At 46.8% G+C, this 16700-nt stretch carries 15 protein-coding genes and 1 pseudogene; 10 read left to right on the top strand and 6 right to left on the bottom strand.

What is annotated here, in order from left to right; all coding sequences use genetic code 11:
- Positions 1-94 precede the first annotated feature (94 nt).
- Positions 95-310: pseudogene (locus tag B9N89_RS32480) on the top strand (alpha/beta hydrolase family protein); the annotation flags it as partial.
- A 156-nt stretch (positions 311-466) separates the two neighbouring features.
- Here B9N89_RS32480 and B9N89_RS22125 read toward each other — a convergent pair.
- Positions 467-1774, bottom strand: coding sequence for a hypothetical protein (locus tag B9N89_RS22125; protein WP_132322999.1), 1308 nt, complete (start codon positions 1772-1774; stop codon positions 467-469).
- A 513-nt stretch (positions 1775-2287) separates the two neighbouring features.
- Between B9N89_RS22125 and B9N89_RS22130 the strand changes: the two genes are divergently transcribed.
- From B9N89_RS22130 to B9N89_RS22150, 5 genes are all read left to right on the top strand, one after another.
- Positions 2288-3490 (top strand): 5-(carboxyamino)imidazole ribonucleotide synthase, encoded by a 1203-nt coding sequence (locus B9N89_RS22130; protein WP_132322997.1) that lies wholly within the window; start codon positions 2288-2290, stop codon positions 3488-3490.
- An 8-nt stretch (positions 3491-3498) separates the two neighbouring features.
- A complete protein-coding gene (gene purE / locus B9N89_RS22135) occupies positions 3499-4020 on the top strand; it encodes a 5-(carboxyamino)imidazole ribonucleotide mutase (protein WP_132322995.1) in 522 nt (173 codons plus the stop codon).
- Between the two features lie 139 nt (positions 4021-4159).
- On the top strand, positions 4160-4870 hold the full coding sequence (locus B9N89_RS22140) for a hypothetical protein (RefSeq protein WP_132322993.1): 711 nt from the start codon (positions 4160-4162) through the stop codon (positions 4868-4870).
- A gap of 18 nt (positions 4871-4888) precedes the next feature.
- Entirely contained in the window at positions 4889-5086 is a 198-nt protein-coding gene (locus B9N89_RS22145) for a hypothetical protein (RefSeq protein WP_132322991.1), read from the top strand.
- 392 nt (positions 5087-5478) lie between these two features.
- Positions 5479-6012 (top strand): OmpA family protein, encoded by a 534-nt coding sequence (locus B9N89_RS22150; RefSeq protein WP_159455559.1) that lies wholly within the window; start codon positions 5479-5481, stop codon positions 6010-6012.
- Positions 6013-6016: 4 nt separating this feature from the next.
- On the opposite strand, the gene B9N89_RS22155 is transcribed toward B9N89_RS22150, so the two are convergent.
- The gene (locus tag B9N89_RS22155; RefSeq protein ID WP_132322987.1) at positions 6017-8677 is read right to left on the bottom strand and encodes a 7TM diverse intracellular signaling domain-containing protein; all 2661 of its coding nucleotides are present in this window, start codon (positions 8675-8677) and stop codon (positions 6017-6019) included.
- 572 nt (positions 8678-9249) lie between these two features.
- Between B9N89_RS22155 and B9N89_RS22160 the strand changes: the two genes are divergently transcribed.
- A complete protein-coding gene (locus B9N89_RS22160) occupies positions 9250-10077 on the top strand; it encodes a substrate-binding periplasmic protein (protein WP_132322985.1) in 828 nt (275 codons plus the stop codon).
- A 78-nt stretch (positions 10078-10155) separates the two neighbouring features.
- On the opposite strand, the gene B9N89_RS22165 is transcribed toward B9N89_RS22160, so the two are convergent.
- The 4 genes from B9N89_RS22165 to B9N89_RS22180 all read right to left on the bottom strand — a co-directional run bounded on the left by B9N89_RS22165 (position 10156) and on the right by B9N89_RS22180 (position 12737).
- Positions 10156-10542: a nuclear transport factor 2 family protein gene (locus tag B9N89_RS22165; protein WP_132322983.1), complete on the bottom strand. Its 387-nt coding sequence runs from the start codon at positions 10540-10542 to the stop codon at positions 10156-10158.
- Between the two features lie 319 nt (positions 10543-10861).
- Positions 10862-11692, bottom strand: coding sequence for a hypothetical protein (locus tag B9N89_RS22170; RefSeq protein ID WP_132322981.1), 831 nt, complete (start codon positions 11690-11692; stop codon positions 10862-10864).
- Positions 11689-12381 (bottom strand): ATP-binding cassette domain-containing protein, encoded by a 693-nt coding sequence (locus B9N89_RS22175; protein WP_132322979.1) that lies wholly within the window; start codon positions 12379-12381, stop codon positions 11689-11691. Before B9N89_RS22175 ends, B9N89_RS22170 begins: the two co-directional genes overlap by 4 nt.
- On the bottom strand, positions 12378-12737 hold the full coding sequence (locus B9N89_RS22180) for a GntR family transcriptional regulator (RefSeq protein WP_132322977.1): 360 nt from the start codon (positions 12735-12737) through the stop codon (positions 12378-12380). The genes B9N89_RS22175 and B9N89_RS22180 overlap by 4 nt, the downstream gene beginning before the upstream one ends.
- 229 nt (positions 12738-12966) lie before the next feature.
- Here B9N89_RS22180 and B9N89_RS22185 point away from each other — a divergent pair, with 229 nt between their 5' ends.
- From B9N89_RS22185 to B9N89_RS22195, 3 genes are read left to right on the top strand one after another with little or no spacing between them, the layout of a single operon-like run.
- Positions 12967-13968, top strand: coding sequence for an extracellular solute-binding protein (locus tag B9N89_RS22185; protein ID WP_132322975.1), 1002 nt, complete (start codon positions 12967-12969; stop codon positions 13966-13968).
- Entirely contained in the window at positions 13965-15578 is a 1614-nt protein-coding gene (locus B9N89_RS22190) for an ABC transporter permease (RefSeq protein WP_132322973.1), read from the top strand. Before B9N89_RS22185 ends, B9N89_RS22190 begins: the two co-directional genes overlap by 4 nt.
- Complete coding sequence (locus B9N89_RS22195; protein ID WP_132322971.1) at positions 15575-16678, top strand: ABC transporter ATP-binding protein; 1104 nt, start codon at positions 15575-15577, stop codon at positions 16676-16678. Before B9N89_RS22190 ends, B9N89_RS22195 begins: the two co-directional genes overlap by 4 nt.
- Positions 16679-16700 lie beyond the last annotated feature (22 nt).

Here is a 16700-nt window from a genome sequence, read left to right on the forward strand (position 1 = left end):
AATTTGGGAAAATGGGTGATGAGTGTCGAATTGACGATTATCAAATCAGCCAATAACTCAATGCCTGTCAAGTAGTATTTTATTTCGGATTAGGGTTGATAAAATAAAGGCTTCACTATTTATCGCCCAAGGGGCTAAGGACCCCCGAGTCAAAAAATCAGAATCTGATCAGATGGTCGAAGCCTTGAAAAAACGAGGCATTGAAGTCGAATATATGGTCAAGGAAAACGAGGGGCATGGTTTCCGCAATGAAGAAAATAAATTTGATTTCTACAGTACTATGGAAGGCTTTTTAAAGCGCTGTTTATAGTGCTCACGAATAGCCAAAGTCACCGTTTTGATAGTGCTAAGCCAAAAATTTAGCCCTGTCAAAACCAAAGCTCAGTTAATGTTTCAAAGCTTGATCCCTCCCCAAAGGATCAAGCTTGACGTTTAAAGCATCGCTGGTCGCAACGGGGAGCTGCTACTACGAAGCTTCCGTCCATATAATATCCCGATTCCCAAGAGGCTTGAATAGATAGGTATGGGACGGGTTGGCTCTTGCTAACGTTGTTTCTTTTTCTGGAATGCTATGAAGGCTATCATAGAATGGCTTTATGACTTCTAGGTCGCTCGAACTACCAAATAGGTTCAGTACATCTGAATCTCGGCCCTCACTTAGCTTCAGGGAATGGGATTTGTATTCACCATGAAATAACGAAGCCATTTGTTTTTGTCGTTGGTTCAAAAAACGTAGGATTGCTGCTAGAGACAAGATTCGATATTCAGCCTCTAGAGTCTCGATAACAGCCATCACCCGGCCAATTTTATCGATTCGCTTTACCATCGGTACGTTGGTGTCATAGGCATCTTCAATGGCACTAAGAACTTTGAAAAGTTTCTTAAACCGTACATTGTTCGTCTCTGACTTCAGAAGTCGCTTGAGCGTCGAAACTTTCGGGCATAGCTTTAAATATGACTTTCTTGGTTGGGCTTTGATCCAGAATGCATATTTCATATAGGCTTCAAGATACTCGATATTTTTCTTGCCTTTGCCAAACAGGAATCGGTGCAGGTCTTTAGATTCTCCCGTAAGGATAGCCTGAGTGTAGTGCCATTCCCATAGTAGCCGGGGGCTTTCACCATGCTTTTTAATCTGGGCATTGATAAGCTCTTCGCATTGACCATGATGCCCCGAAAGCCTAAGAGCTTTGATACGAATTAGCTCCAGGTAGCTCCGATCACTTTCTGATTCAAGCCCAGTGCTCATTTCATCGATAAGCTCCATAACCCTGGTAGGAAAGCCCCTATCAATGGTTTGCAAAGCAAAGTTGATATGCTGAAAAGGAAGTATGGGATGTGCGCAGCCACGGGAAAGGAATAGTCCCAGGCTTGACTCCCATAAAGCTTCCCAAGTATGTCCATCTTTTTTGACAACTGCAGCAACGCCTTGCTTCAATTCCCCATACAAAAAGCTGAGCCTTGACCTACCGGGCTTAACATTGTTCTTACTCAGTAGCGCTTCTGCAATCTTCTCTAGCTTCCCCACGAGAGTCTTGAATTCGGATGTGGTTTCTTTTGAAAGTGATATAAGATTCAAGGTGCTAATTATGTAGCACACTATTTTCAAATCACAGTGCAGATTTCCTTCGAGAGGTAATATTTTACACAGACAGTGCTCAACGGCCTGCTTATACCACTCATTCTTCAAGAATGGCAGAAGCTCTTGACTGATACTTTCTTTGGCATTCCTGATCCCCTCTATATTCCAACTTTCTCTCCGTTCTTTCTGCATTGAATACCCTCTTCCGTTGGCGATTGAATGAGTAGATAGTGATCGTCATGATATTCACACTTAAATCAAGCAAACGTGATACTAAATCATATCGAAGTCACTAGATAAAACTCGCTAGAATCAAATTCGTGTGACGTTAGTTTCGGAAGAGCTTGTCTCGCTTTTTAAAGAGGCTTAATTGATAATTAAAAACAGGTGATTATCGAAAAGAAATAAGTTGCAGGTTTGGTGTGTAACTTTGCCTGGTCAGGCCGATGAACGCCGGTACTAAGGGTATCCATACAAAAAGTAAGGTTATTCACAAAACCAAGGGCTTTTTTATCGCAGGGGCTGCTATTTACCAGCCTGAAAACTAATGCGGGCCAGTGAAATGATGATTTCTGAAAACCGCGAGTCAACGGCCCCAGGGAAAAACTTCTAATTACTACTTGAATCCCTGCGCTGAGATACGTATAGAGATGGGCATCAACCGCCTGTTTTTGCCGCAAGGCTCTAACTCAGTTAGGGAGTACCATGACTCAGAATCCAAGGCTTGGAATTTTAGGCAGTGGCCAACTTGCCCTATTGCTCACCCAGTCTGCTCGTTCCTTAGGTTACCCAGTCCATATTTACGCCAAACATGAAGATGATCCCGCTTGCGCAGATGCAGATCGAGTGCTTATTGGCCCACTCGATGATCGTCAACGGCTGACAGTATTTCTGAAAGACGTGGATGTAGTGATGTTCGAGAGTGAGTTTATTGACACGGCACTGCTTGCCAGTATCGCCGAAGGGGAACCCACGGTCTTCGCACCGGATCTCCGGGCGATGGACGTAGGAGCTGATAAATGGCAGCAAAAACAGCTATTTAATTCCTTAAGTATCGCTACCTCGGCGGCTATCCCGAGCGATTCCTATGAGGCGGTCGCAAGCTTTGTGGATGCGGCCGTAGCCGAGTTTTCGGGAGGCTTTGTCTTAAAGTGGGCTCGGGAGGGCTACGATGGAATCGGTGTTCACGTCGTCCCACATCCAGAGGATTGTCATGGAGCTGCTCACAAGGCAGCTCTTATTTTTTGTGAGAAAGCCATCGGGAAGGGCAGTGTGGTCTATGCGGAGGCCTTTGTCCCTTACGAGCGCGAGTTAGCGATGGTAGCCTGTCGTGACGGAGCTGGTAACATGACCTTCTATCCTTTGGTGGAGACCCAACAAAAACAGGGTGTCTGTCATACTGTGAAGGTTCCAGCATCAGAATGGGGTGTCTCAAGAGAGATTTCAGAGGCAGCAGAAGCCTCTTGTCGCAAGGTAGCGGAGCACCTAGGCCTCGTTGGTAGCTTTGCGCTAGAGTTTTTCTTTACAAAATCCCAGGATCTACTTGTCAATGAATTCGCCCCACGAGTCCACAACTCAGGGCATTACACATCAGATGCGGCGGTTTGTTCGCAATTTGAAAATCATGTTCGTGCCTGCGTGGGCCAAAGCTTGGGATCGAGCAAGGTGGAAGGCTATTGGGGTATGATCAACGTTTTGGGCGGCCCCGCTTATCGCGGTCCGGCTCAAGAGCCCAAGATCCAAGTGGCCGCAGCGACAAGCTACTGGTACGGTAAAAAGCAGCTACGTCCCATGCGAAAAATGGGGCATATCAACGTCAGCGGCGTCAACAAAGGCGAGTTGGAAAAAAGATTGGTAGATATTGATAAGAGCCTAGAGCAATGGCAGCAACACTTTAAAGATAAGTAGGAAAAAACATGACTTCACCATCATCCCCTAAGCCAAGAGTCGCCATTATCATGGGGAGCGATTCAGATTTTCCAGTGATGAGGCAGGCTGCCGACGCCTTGTCGTCACTGGACATTGCCTTTGAACTGAAGGTGGTCTCAGCTCACCGAACCCCGCAAGAGATGGCTCAGTTTGCCGAAGGTGCAAGAAGTCGCGGCATTCAAGTAATCATTGCTGGTGCTGGTGGGGCTGCTCACTTGCCTGGGATGGTAGCAGCTCATACGCCGCTGCCAGTGATTGGGGTTCCTGTGCCCATTGGTTATAAGCAAGGTGAAGATGCCTTATGGTCCATCGTTCAGATGCCCAAAGGAGTTCCCGTTGCCACGGTCGCCATTGGGGGAGCCTACAACGCTGGGCTTCTGGCTGCACAGATCTGTGGATTTGGAGGAGCTGAGTGCGACCAAGCCCTAGGAGACAAGTTACAGCAACTCAAGGCAGAAATGAGAGAGGCGTCCTTGGCTAAGGTTGTGTCCTACCCAGAGAATTCCTGATTTTTTAAAAGCGCCTCCCCCCAAGAAAATTGGGAGGGAGGCATGGCTTGCTATAGGTCCATGTAATCATCAGCAATTCCATCTTGACCACGATTACCGCCGCTACCACCGAGTCCTGGGTTATCCTGAGCATTACATAATGCAAACTGATAGTGGACTTGTCGTATCCAATGCCACTGATCTTCGGTCAATTAATGCGAGTATTTTCACTCTCAATATAGCAAATGTAACGCGCACCAAGGTATGCTTTGACGATGCAACGGACTGTATTATTTCAGTCATTGAAGGCAACTCGTACTTTGGGAAAATCGATGTTTATGTTCCACCTGAACTTCATAAAAAAGCGACTTCTGCAAAGTTAGCTTATGATAGAAATGATATTTCAATTGGCTTGGTTAGGTACAAACTAGTTTCATCTCAGGAGTTTAAGGAGCAAGAGAGTAAAACTGAAGAACAACTAATACTTGATAGTATGGAAGAATGGGAATCCAATAAAAGCGCGGTTCTGTGTGCAATTGGTGGTGCTGGGTGTGTTTGGAGCATAATAACGGTGAACCCAGTCGGGGCAGCTATCTCTTGTTTAGCAGCATCAATTGGCTGTATCGATGTTGTGAAAAAAGAGGTATATAAGCAGGAGCTTGAGAGGGTGCGAAAAAAGAAAAAGAATAAGTCTAACAGTGGCAGCGGTGGAGATGGACCGACAATACCCGGTCCTAAGGTTGACTACACTGAACCATATGTTCGAGAAACTGAATTTAGAATGCGAAATGGATGGTCCGAAGTTCGTGATTGGCCGGATAGTACTGGTAGCGGCGGTTGCGCCGAAATCAAAACTTGCTTTCCTATATAATAGAGAAGGAAATAGCTAATGAAAGATTTTAGAACCAAGTTTATTATTCCAGGTAAAATTATTGGCTACACTCTAATGGTCATAGGCTTGCTAGGAATCCTAGGAATAGACTTCAATACTCAGTTTATGGCTGCTATGGCTGATGATCATGCATTTGCCTTCGTGTTTGTATGGGTGGGAGCCTTCGACGCAGAGCATTTTCTTTCTTCGATTTAAAATCATGACATGGCTTGCAAAGCATTTGGTAATTGTCAGCTGAACAAAACAGGCGTTCTGCATATTCACCAATGGAAACGAACCCAACTTCAGGATCAACCACCGGCTCAATGTGGTCAGCCTTGAGGGCGAAGCATCCAAAAACTTGTTTACATTTCAGCACCATAAACTTCAATAATATGAGCAAGATTTCATTGAAACGGAGTACTCCATCGAAGTAATAATTCCCATGACGAATTCTGCCTTTGACGGCTGATTTTGATTTAATTCCCATATCTGCGTGATCGCTAAGTGGCTGAATATACTTTTATAATCCCCATCGTTCGAAGAAAAGTGGAGTCGAATTTGAGGATCGCCGATAGTGAAGGTAGGAAATGCCTTTGGAGGAATATATGAGAATCTGCCTTTTGGCCTTCGCCCTGCTTCAGGGTTGTTTCCTCGTTCATGGTGAGGCGCAAATTGAACCTTTACCGATGGTAAACGAGGAGTCTGAGTTTGATGATCAGGCTGCTTTGCTTGATGAAAGCGAAGTGCCAGAGTATGGCATCGAAAGCCGATACCAACCTTATAACCCAAGTAATCTGTACATTCAGTTCGAAGTGAACAGTGCGTCCGTTAGCGACAAATCAAAGCAAGTCTTGGATCGCATCATCAGAGGCATGATGGTGGACCCCCTTGCGCGAATTATTGTCAGAACCCACGCTGACCCAACCGGTTCGTTTCTTTACAATCGTGCGCTGTCTCGGAAACGAGCATTGGCGGTCAAGCGATACTTTGTGAAGGCTAGTATTGATGCCAGTCGGCTCCATTTGGAGTGGCTTGGAGAAGCTGAGTACTACGCGAAAGTGAAAGGCAAAAAGCGCGCTCCTCGCCGCGCTGAGTTTTTCCTTCATTACGATATGCAGACTTATGGTCGCCGAAACTAAAGGGCTAAGCAGCCATCTCCATGGCACCAGTCTCTTCGGGCACCGAAATATGGAAGGTGGTGCCCGCTCCCTTCTCTGTTTCAATATTGATCTTACCACCAAGTTCTAGCACGGCTTCTTCAAGGGCAGACATGCCAACTCCTCGCCCTGAAAGTGCTGAAACCTCGTCACGGGTGGAAAAGCCTGGCCTGAAAATCAATTTAAGAATGTCCTCGCGACTCATCTCGGCAGCCTGCTCTTCATTGATCAGATCCTTGCTCATGGCAACTTTCTTGATAATCTCCGGGTCGATGCCGCGGCCATCATCACCAACATCGATATGGAATCGATTACTTTCCCGCCAAACCTTGATTCTAATATGTCCCGTTTCACTTTTATCGCCCCGCTCGTAGGCCTCCTCAATCCCATGGTCGATGCTGTTGCGTATCAAGTGAATCAAGCTGTGTACCACATATTGCAGGCGCTCGGGATCTATTGGCTCTTCGCCTCCTTCCATAACGAACTCGATATCCTTGCCCACTTGTTTGGCAATCCGTAAGGTATTTTTGTTGATTGGACCTACCAGATCGGAGAACGAAACCTTCTTAGCTTTGTCAATCCAAGAGCTGCAAAGGTTGAGCAAGGCTTGGGATGCACCGTTAGCTTCCAGTTGCTCTTGGAGCGTAGAGAAGTCATTATCAAATAATCGGTAGACCTTTTCATCGAGACTACCTGGGTCAATATGAAGAATATCGCTATGGGCTTCCAGAAATTGATGGATACTGGCTATCAGTTCGTCGAGATGATCCGCGGTTAAGGTCGGACTATCTTCCATCTTGTGGATTTGGTGGGCGATGTCGTCTAGGCCATAGGCAGCAAAGTTGCCTTTGAGAGTGTGCAATAAGATTCGGATATCTTTTTGGCCTTCTTGGTCGACCAAGTTTTTAGCTTGCTCTAGATCCCGGAGAGACTCGCGCAGCAAGGACTTAAAGTTCACTTGAGACTGAAGGATCTTAAGAAGGGTTTGGCTGAGTTTGGCTTCTTTTTCCATTTTTACCGTATGGGTGGCGTCGTTCACGGTGATAAGAAGCCATTTCACCTGATCGTTCTCATCACGAATCACAGCCATTTGTAGGAGAATTTGACGGTCACCAATCGGCTGGCGGTTCTTGATCTGACCGATGCTAACCTCTTCGGGAAAGATATCGTCAAAAACCTGCTCCATACTCATCTGCATGTTCACACGGTCGCGGTCATTGATATCGAAAAGGCTTAAAAAGTTTGTTCCCGCCTTAACGTCTTGACCAAGAATCACGGAGCATGACTTGGTGAAGCCCGGTTGGATCGATAGGGTTTGGTCCACAAGTAGGAAACCTGATTGAACGTGATCTAAGATCATCCGAATGGTTTTAGTACGATCTTCAACCTTCTTTTCGAGGCCGGCATTCAGTTCGCGTATCTCCGCTCTAGCAACCTCAAGCATGGCAAATGCTTTAGAGAATCGCTTTGATAGGAGAATTGATTGTAGCAAGATAAACGTGAAAAGAGACATGTGAGAGATCACAATGGTGTCGATCACCCCTTGAATGCTGAGAATGTCGTTGATGGAGCCAACTAGAATCGCAGCGAAACCGAGGCAGAAAAGCAAGGAACCCTCCTCTTTCTTTCGAACGGCTTTGCCGAGTAAAAAGAGGAGTGTGAAGCCGCCAAGAACAGCGCTTAGCTGATAAGGCATCAGAGCTAGCTCTGCATAGTATGTCGGAGCAAACGCGACTACCGCAAAAAATATGGCAGAGAACGACAGAATAGTTTTAACAAGCCATGCCCAAATTTGCTCGGGGTAGAGAAGGCGACAGTAATAGAACATGACTCCCACAGCAACCGGAAAGGCAATAAAGTCAAATCGATAGAAAAGGATTGTGTTGGGGTTTTCAAAAAAGTGAAACAGTAGGGTGCCTTCACCACGAACACTGGTGATGACCATCAATGCCATACAAAATATACCGAAGAATAGGGGCTCTTTGCGCTGGGTTCGAAGGAGGTAGAGGGCGAAATGGTAAAACGCCATAATTAAGACTGAACTTAAGACGAATACATCACGCAGAATAGCACCATCGCGCCACTCATCGATCTTATCATAGGGCCCATACTTCATGGGCATGTAGTTGCCCATGAGGAAAAAGTTATAGCTGGAATGGTGGACTACAATGTCGAGGATGCTGGACTCAGGGGCGATCTTGATAACATTCACCTTCATCTTAGGAGTTTCTGCATCTGCTGAGCTTCCAGGAACGCCTTCTGATATGTACAACTTGTCATTAATCCAAACCTTGGATGCTCCACGAAGGACCGGAATATACACCCCATAGGGACCTGCCTTGGGATCCACTGCAAGTTGGGTGCGGAAGGTTCCGTGACGAAGGCCTTCGGGGTTGCTAGGAGCGCTAGCGGGGTTGAGATTGTCAAGCTTTACCCAGCCGTCAGGCTTTCGCGTTTCAAGGGATCGTAAATCCTGAGGTTCGTAAAAGTCACCCCAATAGGCCTGCCATGATTCATTAATGACGCGGACCTTTTGCAGCTCTTCCGCAGCATTTTGCATGCCTGCGGAACTTGGCCCGTGGCGAAAGGCATAGGCTTCGAATCCACAAAGGAAAATGCCAAGAATGATTCCGGTAATACGTATCATAAAGATCCTCGCCAAAAAAACGTCTGACCTCCGGGGTATCGGAGGATCGCTTCAAGACCTAACTTTCAACGGGGAATTTTCTCTATGAAAGTGTCTGAAAATCCCAATCTTCGCGTTATGGCTGGATAAAAAAACCTCATTTTACAGAGTAAATGAGGTTTTGTATCGCTGTTAAAGTGGGTTCGTGGTTCTTGATGAGACCGTGGATGAACGATCTCGATAGTTGCTGAAATCATCCAAAACAGTAAGGGTGAAGACCATTGATCTTCGCAGCATATTGAAAAGGAACGTTAGATTAGCTTTGTAAACTTAGGCGATTGACCGATAAATGTAACGATCAGTATCTAAAATTATAATAAATTTAGATGATCATGGGACGCCTAGAGAATTCACCCACTTCGCTTCCTACTTTACTACGATGAATTTGAGATGCCAGACCCGAAAGGGTTCTTGAACAGAGAATTTACACGTCAGGGCTTATCTGTCAGCTTATCGTCTCGAAAATTAAAATTTTACCTTCCCATTTACTATACCTCAATATAAAACATGTATAGATATCATTGAGAAGAAACATGTTAGTCATAAAATTTAGCTTTTTAGTATTGATCAGCGCAACCCTTTACTCGAAACCAAGTTACCCCAAAGGGGAAGTATCACTGGTTACTGGTGAATGGTGTCCGTACCTTTCAAGTGAATTTGACTTCCAAGGCGTCTTTGCAAGGATAGTAACCAAAGCATTTGAACTTGAAGGGTATAGAGCCCAGATCAGCTTCAAACCATGGGCACGCGCTTACAATGACGTTAAGCGAGGGATACATGATGGATCAATCGGCTGGGCGCGAACAGATAAGAGAAAAAAGCTATTCTATTTTTCTGATGATGTTTTGGAGCAAGAACAGATGATCTTTCACCACAAAGCTACCTTATTTGACTGGTCGGAGATGAATGATTTAAAACCTTACGTTCTTGGATTAACACGGAGCTTTGCGTATACGAAGGCACTACAGGAAATGATCGATAAAGGACTTATAAAAGCCGAAATTTCCTCAAGTGATGAACAGAATATGAAAAGGCTGGTCCTCAAAAGGATCGATCTTTTTCCCGTTGCCAAAGAGGTTGGTATTTGCCTAATCCGAGAGAAGCTTTCAAAGGAACAAAGAAAAAAGATAGTCTTTCACAATAAACCTCTAAAGGTTGATGGTCTTGGCGTTATTTTTCCTAAAAATAGATCAAAAAGCGAAAATTTCAAAGAGGCTTTGAATAGGGGATTGAAAAAATTAAAAGAGAAAGGTCTATTCCCTAAGTACATTGAAGAATCTGAGATAAATTTATATGAGAAGTGGACATGTGAGTGGATGAAGGATCATTGGTCACTTGATTTCAAAAATTTTGATAACTGAATTAATCAAGGCTTTGTCGTTGGTATTTCTTGACCGATCCACCTGGCTTTTAGTTTTCGGTCAGGCCTTTTGGAGCCATTAAAACATGGTATTTGAGTTACTTGAGTGATCGGGAATAACTTGTAGAACATCCCAGTGCTCCACGATTTTTCCATTGCTATCAAATCTAAAAATATCGATCCCAGCGTAGTCTTTGTCTCCAGGCCAAGTCTGATGGCAGTGAAGAACAACATGGTCGCCCTCGGCTAGGACGCGCTTAAACTCCACTTTTTTGTTAGGGTACTCGACAGCCATTTTTTCAAAGTAATCGATAAATGCTTCCTTCCCGTCTCCAACATCTGGGTTGTGTTGAATATAGCTATCCCCGACATAGGTTTCGATAGCTTCCCTTGGACGGCACTTGTTGAACATCAGGTCGTAAAATGCCTGCGCGTTTTCTTTATTTTGAGATAAGTCTTGAGCCAAAGGTTACCCCTCCATGCGGCTTAGCTATGATAAGCAACTTCTAGCTTTTTTACATCGAATTTAACCATTTGCGTCATGGCCTGCATGACTCGGCTGAGGCATCCAATTCTGCGGCTTCCTCGGCGATTCGTTGTGCGTGGCGCTGATTGGTGAACGTGAGACCCGAAAGTCTCACAGATCAGTTAAAGATAGAGGCTGCTCAAGATAAAGCCTAAAAAGCCAAACATCATTAGACGAGCGGTCAGACTACTGGTCCCATCCCAAATCTTCCAGATGCTTAAGCCGCTCATGATCAAAACAAAGATATCGCCGATTCCCATTATGCTTCCGCCTCCTCTTGAATTCGTCCACTCAGTACTGCGAAGCCCCAAGCAATGATCCACGAAATGATCATTGGCTCCCAATAGAGCTGGGTGGGTCCTTCCCAAGTGCCTGGCGGTAGTATCTGATGACTTTTAAGTTGAATTGGTGGCAGAACCGCGACATTAAGGGCAGCGATGCTCTTTTGCCCAAGGTTAAGGAGCGCAACCCAGCCAGCGAACTGAATAAATGTCACGAGAAAGTGAATGCCACGCAGATAATAGGCTGTCCTTGTCGCATCAATCACCATACCTACGGCCATGGTCAAGGGCAACGAGGAGAGCACGGTAAAAGCGCCAAGAATAATAAAGTCTTGGGTTACATAGGGAATATTGATTGTATCGTCGCTGGCAAGGGCCATGGCACCGGTTGCGATCACTGGCACAAAGAAGACCAATGCCAAGAGCAGGTAAATCAGAAACCGCGCACATTGAATGTGATACTGGCTCCAGCTGGACATCTTGAGCATCTGAAAGTGCCCTTGCTGCCACTCTTGTGGGCTTCTAAAAGGGGCTATCATGAGCAACAAGCTGCCGAAAGCTAAGCAAGAAAATGAGGGAACGACGATACCAAGAGCCGCTATCAGAGTTTCCATCGATAAGCTGTTGAGCGAGTCCATGAAGCCGCTGCCGTCACCACTGGATTCAAATTGGTACTCAAAGTTTGAAAATGTCCCGAAGTCGATGCCGAGCCAGAGGAGCAAGAGACCAAATGCGATCAGTAGTAGGGTGATATGAATGCGCAAACGCCTGGCTTCCAGCCATAAGAGTGTATAGAAAAGCTGGGTCATACCTGGGAGCCTCCATTGATCTTAATGAATTCGTCGGTGAAGCCACTACCTTGGGCCCTCAAATCCTCACCACGAAAATTGCCAACCATCTGACCATCCTTGAGGTAGATGCCGCGATCGAAAAAGGTTTCCACCTCGCGGATCTCGTGGGTCGATAGCAGGATCACCGATTCCTGATCCCAAGTAGCAATCAGCTCCTTAATGATCATTTCACGGGAGACCAAATCGATTCCGGATAGGGGCTCATCGAGAAGGTAGAGCCGCGCTTTTCTAGCCATGGTAGCAACCAGCCGCAAACGCTGGCTTTGTCCCTTAGACATCTGGCCAATAGGGCTATTGGGCACCGTTAAAGTATGAATCATGGTCCTAAAGCGCTCACGGTCAAACTGGTGGTATAGGCCAGCCATGAAATCTTCCACATGCTGAGGAGTCATCCATTGATGAAACGAAGCTTTGTCCCCAAGGTAAGAAATTGAGTCCCTTGCCTTCCGCGGGTCTTGGCCCTCGATACGGATCTGTCCCCGGTCGGGGTGAAGCAGCCCTGACAGTAGTTTTAGAGTTGTGGTCTTTCCAGAGCCATTAAGGCCGAAAAGCCCCACAACATCTCCCTGGTTGAGGCAGAATGTGGCCGATTTGAGCCCTGCCTCCCCCCGGTAGATCTTTGTGACATTTTCAAACTGGGCGATCATAAATTCCTCATATTCTTAAGTTGCATCACCGCTTGTTCCGCGGTGAGTCCGAGGCTTTCGACTTTTCTTAGGAAGTCGTTGCTGTATTTAACCAATAAGTTGAGTCGTAGGCGCCCGACATCAGCGTCATCACGGATGTAGGAGCCAAGACCCCGTCGCTTTTCTATAATCTTGCGGGCTTCGAGTTCGTTGTAGGCACTCACCACAGTGTTCGGATTGACCATCGCATCGCGGGCCAGATCGCGGGTGGAGGGCAGGCGATCCCCCGGCTTCATCTCGCCGCTGGCAAGCTTGGCTACCACTTGATCGGCTAACTGTTTGTAAACAGGCCCACTTTTATGATCTATAATCCACATGATCCACCTTAGTAGTGATCTAGTCAGCTAGTACACTAGACAATCGGTACGCTATTGTAAAGTCTTGAGTTGAATTTCCTTAAAAGCCAGTGGTATCAGGCAACCTGACAATATACTTGTAATAATCCTAAAATGAGACTAATTATCAATTTCCCGTTTCTTTCAAGTGGTAATTGCCCTAGCATAACCGATATTGAAAATGAGTCTCATAACTAAGTAGAGGTCCTGCGTGAAACGAATAGCTGCTAGTATCATCACCGTCGGGTTGGGTTTTTCGGCTCTCGCCCATGCTGCAAAAAAAGAGGTTGTCATCTATACCGCTCGTAAAGAGCATCTGGTGAAGCCCCTGTTTGAAGCCTATGAAAAGAAGACTGGCGTCAAGATCACATATATTACCGACAAGGCAGGAGCCTTGATGGAACGCATCAAGGGCGAAGGCAAACGCACCAAGGCTGACTTGCTCTTCACTGTGGATGCGGGAAATCTTTGGAGTGCTGCCGACCAAGGAATTCTTCAAGGGGTGGCAAGCAAGACCTTGGAGAGTCATATTCCAGCCCATCTAAGAGATCCAGAAAACCAGTGGTTTGGTCTGTCAGTAAGAGCCCGAACCATTGCCTACAGTACCAAACGTGTGAAGCCTGAAAGTCTGACCAATTACGAGGACCTTGCCGATCCAAAATGGAAAGGCAAGCTTTGCCTGAGGACATCAAAGAAAGTCTATAACCAGTCTTTGGTGGCTATGTTTATAGCCTCTCACGGAGAGAAAAAGACCGAAGCTATCGTCAAAGGTTGGGTAAGCAACCTTGCAACCAAGGTATTTCCTAATGATACCGCCGTCCTAGAAGCAATTGCGGCAGGGCAGTGCGATGTAGGCATCGTCAATAGTTACTACTTTGCTCGCCTGGAAAGCAAGGACCCCAAGTTCCCAGTAAAACTGTTCTGGCCAGCTAAGAAAGATGGTGGAGTCCATGTTAACATCTCAGGTGCAGGTGTCACCAAGCATGCTTCCAACAAGGCAGAGGCGATCAAACTGATGGAGTGGTTGTCAGGGGCTGAGGCTCAAAAAATGTTTGCAGAGTTGAACTTTGAATTTCCTGTGATGGCAAATGTACCAGCAGCAGACTTGGTCCAGAAGTGGGGGTCCTACGATCCTAGCTTGATCAATGTGTCTAAGGCTGGAGAACTGCAAAGTAAGGCGGTCAAACTTATGGATCGCGCAGGCTATCGTTGAAGTTTTATCGTTTCTCAAAATCATCTTCGCTGTGGCGTTATGCCAGTTATGGCATCGCCTTGCTTGCCATGAGCCCGATCCTTGCGGTCTTGGCTTCATGGCTTTTGCCGATCAGCGAACATTGGCAGCATTTGCGTGAGCATCTGCTGCTTGATCTTTTAGGCAATTCCTTTTGCCTGCTCCTAGGGACCTTATCCCTCACTTTTATCATTGGAGTCGGGTCCGCTTGGTTTTTGAGCCTATACCAAGTTCCAGGTCGGCGGTGGCTACGGCCAGCCCTAATCCTGCCCTTAGCAATTCCAGCTTATGTAAACGGGTTTATCAATCTTGGGTTCTGGGATTACTCCGGTCCGTTTCACACCGCGTTGCGCAGTATCGGTATCGATGGCCAAATCTTCGAAATACGCTCCTTGCCAGGTGCTGCTTGGATTCTTACGGTATCTCTTTATCCGTACGTTTATCTGATGAGTCGTCAGGCATTTGATAGCCAGGGTGGGCGGGTTATCGAAGCGGGGCGATCTCTAGGCATGCCTATCAATAAGATTTTTTGGCAATTGGCGGTGCCTATGGCTCGCCCTTGGATTTTTGGCAGCCTGGCCTTGGTCGGGATGGAAACCCTCGCAGACTTTGGAACCGTTTCGATCTTTGGCGTTGATACCTTCACTACGGCCATCTACAAGTCTTGGTTTGGCTTCTTCTCCCCAGAAACTGCGGCTCAGCTTTCATCTCTTTTGCTCGCCATCGTTTTCTTTGTGTTTATGATGGATTATTTGAGCCGTAAGGGTCAGAAGTTTGTGAGCGCCAACGGCGTTCGGAAGGCCATGCCCTTTCGCAAGCGATCCCATGCTTACCTCGTCGCAGCTGGCTTATGGGGACTATTTTTGGTGGCGTTTTTATTACCTGTGGTGCAGATGCTCGTTTGGGCTGTGGAGGAAGGTTTTCCCTCCTGGGCTAATCTTTTAGATATCAGCACGAACTCGTTCCTGGTGGGAGCTATCACTGCTGCTTCAGTTGCTATTAGTGCGGTAGTTTTGGTTTTCGCTCAGCGATTCTTTCCTATCGGTAAGGTCATGCTAGCCAACCGGCTGGCGATTCTCGGCTATGCCTTGCCTGGGTCTGTATTGGCTATCGGGGTTTTTCTGCCACTTGTTCGGCTTGATAATGTAGCTGCTGATTTTATTGAAGGACTAACAGGTCATGACCCTGGGTTGATGCTGACCGGTGGCATGGTCACGATGGTTGTCGGGCTTAGTATCAGGTTTTTAGCAGTCGGCCACACCGCAATCCAATCGGCGCAGGAGCGGATTAGCCCGCGAATCGATGAAGCGGCGATCAATTTTGGCGTTTACGGCAGCCAACAAATCCGCTTGATTCATTTGCCCCTCATATGGCGAGCTATTCTTGGTGCCATGGTGCTAGTTTTTATCGATGTGATCAAGGAGATGCCCTTGACGCTGATGACGAGACCCTTTGGCTGGGATACCCTTTCCGTAAAGATCTTCGAATTGATCAGTGAAGGGGAGTGGCAAGCGGCGGCATTGCCATCGTTAATTTTGGTGCTTTTGGGGCTTATCCCAGTATCACTATTTAAGCGGGAGACGGCGTCATGAGTCGCGTGGTTTTGAAGGTAGAGGACTTAATTCATCGGTACGGCTCGCAAGCCACCCTCAACCAGATCAACTTAGAGCTAACAGAGGGCATGGTCGGCTGTTTGCTCGGAGCAAGCGGCTGTGGCAAAACAACATTGTTGCGTTGCATAGCAGGATTTGAGCCGGTTTTGGGTGGCTGTATCACACTCAATCAGCGCATTGTCAGCAGCGATTCCCGGTTCATTCCTCCCGAAAAAAGGCGTATTGGCGTCGTATTTCAGGATTATGCACTGTTTCCTCATCTCACGGTTGCTGAAAATATTGGCTTTGGAATCCGTCACATGTCGAAAGCGGATCAGGTGGAAAAGGTCGATAAGCTGCTGGCTTCGGTGGACCTTACAGCCCATGCTCATAAATATCCTAGTGAGCTTTCGGGCGGACAGCAACAACGTGTAGCCTTGGCTAGGGCACTCGCCCCAGAACCCGATCTGCTCTTGCTGGATGAACCTTTTTCCAATTTGGATTCCAACCTGCGCGAGCGCATGAAGCACGAACTTAAAACCTTGCTGGAACATTTTGGTGTGACAGCGCTGCTGGTGACTCATAACCAGGATGAAGCTTTTGACATAGCGGACGAAATCGGAGTGATGTCGGGCGGAAAGATACTGCAATGGGGGTCATCCTATGACCTTTATCACAAGCCCCAAAGTCGCGAGGTCGCGAGCTTCTTAGGAATGAGCGCGTTTCTGCCAGCAAAAGTCTCTCATGATGGTTGTGTTCTCACGGAACTGGGAGAAGTGGTCTGTAAAGAGGACCTAAAGACTTTAAAAGGCAAGAATATTACAGTACTTTTAAGGCCAGATGACATCATTCACGACGATCAGATTGCACCCATCGCTACGGTGGAGCAGGTATCGTTTCGCGGCATGTTTCTGGTATACCATTTAAGGCTGCCTAGCGGGCAGTTGATTCACTGCTTCACCTCAAGTCACCACGAGAAGCATGAGATCGGTGGCAAAATCGGGATTCGATTGGATATGAAGCACGCTGTTATCTTACGGGAAGATGAGGCTTTGGTGGAACAAGTGGACGAGAGTACAATGCCCAAGAGGCATGGCTGAGGTGGAATCCCTAGAATTGGCA

Origin of the sequence: Pseudobacteriovorax antillogorgiicola, assembly GCF_900177345.1 — a bacterium.
Lineage (GTDB): Bacteria > Bdellovibrionota_B > Oligoflexia > Oligoflexales > Oligoflexaceae > Pseudobacteriovorax > Pseudobacteriovorax antillogorgiicola.